Genomic DNA, 5,017 nt, shown 5'->3' with positions numbered 1-5,017 from the left:
GGCCCGGGGTGGGGAGGACACCGGCGGCGGCCCGCGAGGCCGCGCGAACAGGGCGCCCGCGCGCCCACGACAGGGAGTCGACATGACCGATCCCCCGCTTCCCCCTCCGATCACACCCTGCCTCGAACCCGCCGCGAAGGAACTGTGCGAGGCCACGGACCCGCATCCGCGGATCTACGAGGTCCCCCCGGAGAAGGGCCGCGACATCCTGCTCGGCCTGCAGAGCGACCGGAGCGTGCCCCGCCCCGAGGTCGACGAGGAGTGGGTCGACGTGGACGCGGGCCAGTGGGGCACGGTCCGCACCCGCGTCATCCGGCCCAAGGGGGCCACCGGACGGCTGCCGGTGGTGTTCTGCATCCACGGTGCCGGCTGGGTCTTCGGCGACGACCGGACCCACGACCGCCTCTTCCGCGAACTCGCCGTCGGCGCCGGGGCGGCGGGCGTCTTCCCCGTCTACGACCGCGCCCCCGAGGCGAAGTACCCCACCCAGGTCGAGCAGAACTACGCCGTGGGCCGGTGGGTCGTGGAGCACGGTGCGGAGCACGGCCTGGACACCTCGCGGATCGCCGTCACCGGCGAGTCGGTCGGCGGCTGCATGGCGGCGGTGTTCGCGCTGATGGACAAGGAACGCGGAGGCATCGGCCTCAACAGGTCCTGCTGTACCCGGTCACCGACGCCGACTTCAACACCCCTTCGTACCTCCAGTTCGCCGAGGGCTACTACCTCACCCGCGACGGCATGAAGTGGTTCTGGGACGCCTACACCGGCAACCTCGCCCACCGCACGGAGGTGTACGCCTCGCCGCTCCGGGCCTCGCTGGAGCAGCTCCGGGGCCTGCCGACCACGCTGGTCATCACCGACGAGGCCGATGTCCTGCGCGACGAGGGCGAGAAGTACGCCAACAGGCTGCGCGAGGCCGGCGTGGACGTGACGTCCGTCCGGGTGGCGGGCATGGTCCACGACTTCCTCCTCCTGGACAGCCTGCGCGACACCCACGCCGCCAACGTCGCCCGCGGGCTCGCCGTCGACGCCCTGCGGACGGCCCTCCACGACGGCTGAGTCGGGAAGGGGGCGGTCCCGGTCACGATGGACCGGGACACCGGACACCCGGTGGCCGGACCGACCGGGCCGCCCCTCTTCCGCCCGCAGGACCGACCCGGCCGGGAGCCCGCTTCCGCGCGCCGGGCGGTCCAGCTGGTGGCCTGCGGACCCGCGCCGTTCCCGCGACCGAGGCCGCCGTGCACGCACTGTTCGACGCCTCCCCCGCGCTGTCCCGCCCGGGCGCGCTCCCCCGGCCGGGCGCTCCCGGCGTGCGGCCGGGGACGGGACGTGGGTTAGTGGCTGCGAGCCCTGTTCACCGTGGTCCGCGGCCGCAGACCGTTCACCACCGGCGATCCACCGCCGTCCGTACACCGTCGTAGTGGAGTGCGCGCATGCCCGACGCCGTTCCTGATCCCGTCTCCGTCCAGCCCGTCGTGGCGCCGTTGACCAGCGCGGCGCTGTTCCTGGTCGGCACGATCGAGCCGGGCGGCGAGAGCGCGGTGCGGGATGTTCTGCCGGATCTCGCGGCCGTCGCCCGGTCGCTCGGCTTCCGCTACCCGGACGCCGGTCTCGCCTGTGTCGCGGGCTTCGGCTCCAGCGCCTGGGACCGGCTGTTCGCCGGGCCGCGCCCGGCTCACCTCCACCCGTTCCCGGAGCTGCGCGGCCCTCTCCACCATGCCCCGGCGACCCCCGGCGACGTGCTGCTGCACATCCGGGCCGAGCGGATGGACGTCTGCTACGCGTGGGCGGCACAGTTGCTCGACAGGCTCGGCGGAGCGCTGCGGATCGTGGACGAGACGCACGGCTTCCGCTATCTGGACCACCGGGACCTGCTCGGCTTCGTGGACGGTACGGAGAACCCGGTGGGCGACGACGCCCGCTCGGCGGCGCTCGTCGGGGCGGCGGACGACCCGGAGTTCGCGGGCGGCAGCTACGTCGTCGTACAGAAGTACCTGCACGACCTGACGTCCTGGAACACGCTCTCCGTGGAGGAGCAGGAACGCGTCATCGGCCGCACCAAGCTGGACGACGTGGAGTTCCCCGACGACGAGAAACCCGCCGACTCCCACCTCGCCCTCAACACGATCACCGACCCGGACGGCACCGAACGGGACATCCTGCGGGCGAACATGCCGTTCGGAAGCTTCGGGAAGGGCGAGTTCGGTACGTACTTCATCGGGTACGCGGCCGATCCCGGCGTGACCGAGCGGATGCTCCGCAACATGTTCCTCGGCGATCCGCCCGGGACGCACGACCGCATCCTCGACTTCTCCACGGCCGTCACCGGTTCCCTCTTCTTCGCCCCCCGCGCCGACTTCCTCGACGCTCCGCCGCCCCCGCCCGTCCCGACCCGCACCGGGGACCGGCCGGAACCGGTGCCCGCACCGGTCCGGCAGGAGCCTCTCGCGGCCGGGGCGGACCACGGTTCGCTGCGCATCGGCAGCCTGCAAGAAAGCGCCCAGTGATGAACAATCTGCATCGCGAACTCGCGCCGGTCACCCCGTCCGCCTGGGACGAGATCGAGGAGGAGGCCCGGCGCACCTTCCGCCGCCATGTCGCCGGCCGCCGTGTCGTCGACGTGTCCGACCCGGCGGGTCCGACACTGGCCGCCGTCGGCGACGGCCATCTGAACGACATCGATCCGCCCACCCCGGACGTGGCGGCCCGGGCCCGGACATCGATGCCGGTCATCGAGTGGCGGGTGCCGTTCACGGTGACCCGCCAGGCCGTGGACGACGTGGAGCGCGGCTCCGCCGACAGCGACTGGCAGCCCGTCAAGGACGCGGCGCGCACCTGCGCGTTCGCCGAGGACATGGCGGTCATCGACGGATACGGGGCGGCCGGGATCACCGGGCTGCGGGACGGCTCCTCCCACGATCCCCTCCCGCTGCCCGCCGACGCGCGGGACTATCCGGTGGCGGTCAGCCAGGCCGTGACGCGGCTGCGGCTGGCCGGTGTCGACGGACCGTACCGGCTGCTGCTCGGCGCGGACGCGTTCACCGAGGCCGCCGAGACCTCGGACCACGGGTATCCGGTCAAGACACACCTGAGCCGCCTGGTGGACGACGAGATCCTGTGGGCGCCCGCGGTCAAGGGCGGGGTGCTCCTGTCCACCCGGGGCGGAGACTTCGAGCTCTGCCTCGGTCAGGACCTGTCGATCGGCTACGCGGACCACGACGCCACGAGCATCCACCTCTACTTCCAGCAGGCCTTCACCTTCCGGATGCTGACACCGGAGGCCGTGGTCGGCCTGATCGCCTGATCCCCGGGGGCGCTCACCGGCGCGTGTCCGGGCGACCGAGCGCCCCCGTTCCGCCGAAGACCCGGGGGGCAGCCATCAGGGACTCTGGCCGTATGACGCAGACGACTTCCGCGCACCACGAGGGCGGCACGGCACCACCGCCCGCCCGCTTCGACGCCGTCGTCCGGGCGGCCGTCGGGCAGGGACTGCTGGGCGAGGGCAGCCCGGTCGCCGGATTCATCGACACGGAGGGCGTGCGCGCCTCCGTCGGCGCCCTGCACGCCGCCTTCGCCGCCACGCCCGGGGTACTGCACACCTTCGCGGCCAAGGCCTGCTCCCTCGTCCCGGTGCTGCGGCTGCTCGCCGACTGCGGCATGGGGTGCGAGGTGGCGAGCCCCGGTGAGCTGCGCCTCGCCCTGGAGGCCGGGTTCGCCGCGTCCCGCATCGTCATGGACTCCCCCGCCAAGACCCGCGAGGAGATCCGGCTGGCGCTCGCCCTCGGCGTCGCCGTCAACGCCGACAGCCTCGACGAACTGCGCCGCATCGACGCCCTCCGCAACCCGGGCACGGCCTCGGTCCTCGGACTGCGGGTCAACCCCCAGGTGGGCGGTGGCTCCATCGGGCCGATGAGCACGGCGACCGACACCTCGAAGTTCGGGGTGGCGCTGCGCGACCCGGGGGCCCGCGAGGCCATCGTGAGGGCCTTCCGCGAGCGACCGTGGCTGACCCGGCTGCACGCCCATGTGGGCTCCCAGGGCTGCCCGTTGGAGCTGATCGCGGACGGGGTGGCACGGACGTACGAGCTGGCCGAGGAGATCAACGCGACGCTGGGCGTCCGACAGGTCACCAGCCTGGACATCGGCGGCGGCCTTCCGGTCAACTTCGCCGACGAGACCGTACGCCCCAGCTACGCGGACTACGTGGCGGCGCTGACGGCGGCCGCCCCCGGCCTCTTCTCCGGCCGCTACTCCCTGGTCACGGAGTTCGGCCGGTCGCTGCTCGCGAAGAACGGGTTCATCGGGGCCCGGGTGGAGTACACGAAGGATGCCGGGGGCCGCCGGATCGCACTCACCCACGCGGGAGCGCAGACCGCCACCCGTACCGTCCTCATGCCCGACGCCTGGCCGTTGCGGATCGGGGCGTTCGGCCCGGACGGCACGCCCAGGAGCGGCCCGGCGCTGGCGCAGGACATCGCGGGGCCGTGCTGCTTCGCGGGGGACGTGGTGGCGTACGGCAGGGAGTTGCCGGAGCTGGCCGAGGACGATGTGATCGTGCTGTACGACACGGGGGCGTACTACTTCTCCACCCCGTGGGCGTACAACAGCCTGCCCCGCCCCGCGGTGTACGGCTTCCGGGCGGTGGCTGGACCGACGGACGGTTCGGGCGGTTCGGGCGACGACGGACAGGTGGCGTTCACGACGGTGCGGGACGCGCAGTCGCTGGACGACATCGCGGCGGAGAGCGGTCTCGCACACGCGGACGCACTGATCGAACGGGGCGACTGAACGGGGGCGATCGATCGGAGGGCCGCTACAGCCGAGGCCGACCGGCCGGCCGGCCTGGGCGGAACGGCCGGCCGGCCGCCGGTCACGTCCCGGCGGGCTGCGGCTCGCCCGCGATGTGCTGGGGGGCGATGGGCAGGACGGTGCGCTGGGCGAACGGCGCGTAGGGGTACTTCAGCGTGAAGACGACCGTGTCCTCGCCCTTCGCCGTGACGTCCTTGACGGCGTCCAG

The 5,017-nt window shown here is 73.1% G+C and carries 3 protein-coding genes and 1 pseudogene; all 4 read left to right on the top strand.

Annotation, left to right across the window (positions count from 1 at the left end):
• The first annotated feature begins 82 nt into the window (after positions 1-82).
• The 4 genes and pseudogenes from HET64_RS36545 to HET64_RS36530 all read left to right on the top strand — a co-directional run bounded on the left by HET64_RS36545 (position 83) and on the right by HET64_RS36530 (position 4,788).
• Positions 83-1,059 (top strand): annotated as a pseudogene (locus tag HET64_RS36545) (alpha/beta hydrolase).
• Between the two features lie 374 nt (positions 1,060-1,433).
• Positions 1,434-2,507, top strand: a complete 1,074-nt coding sequence (locus HET64_RS36540; protein ID WP_215111538.1) for a Dyp-type peroxidase — start codon at positions 1,434-1,436, stop codon at positions 2,505-2,507.
• On the top strand, positions 2,507-3,304 hold the full coding sequence (locus tag HET64_RS36535; RefSeq protein ID WP_215111537.1) for a family 1 encapsulin nanocompartment shell protein: 798 nt from the start codon (positions 2,507-2,509) through the stop codon (positions 3,302-3,304). Before HET64_RS36540 ends, HET64_RS36535 begins: the two co-directional genes overlap by 1 nt.
• A gap of 92 nt (positions 3,305-3,396) precedes the next feature.
• The gene (locus tag HET64_RS36530; protein ID WP_215111536.1) at positions 3,397-4,788 is read left to right on the top strand and encodes a diaminopimelate decarboxylase; all 1,392 of its coding nucleotides are present in this window, start codon (positions 3,397-3,399) and stop codon (positions 4,786-4,788) included.
• Positions 4,789-5,017 lie beyond the last annotated feature (229 nt).

Origin of the sequence: Streptomyces sp. McG3 (assembly GCF_018619185.1) — a bacterium.
Taxonomy (GTDB): Bacteria; Actinomycetota; Actinomycetes; order Streptomycetales; family Streptomycetaceae; genus Streptomyces.
The sequence above is the reverse complement of the archived record's forward strand: the minus strand, read 5'-3'. Positions and strand labels throughout refer to the sequence as shown.

Coding starts and splice junctions, on each gene's coding strand:
- HET64_RS36535 (WP_215111537.1), top strand. CDS start 2,507: ATGAACAATCTGCATCGCGAACTCGCGCCGGTCACCCCGTCCGCCTGG.
- HET64_RS36540 (WP_215111538.1), top strand. CDS start 1,434: ATGCCCGACGCCGTTCCTGATCCCGTCTCCGTCCAGCCCGTCGTGGCG.
- HET64_RS36530 (WP_215111536.1), top strand. CDS start 3,397: ATGACGCAGACGACTTCCGCGCACCACGAGGGCGGCACGGCACCACCG.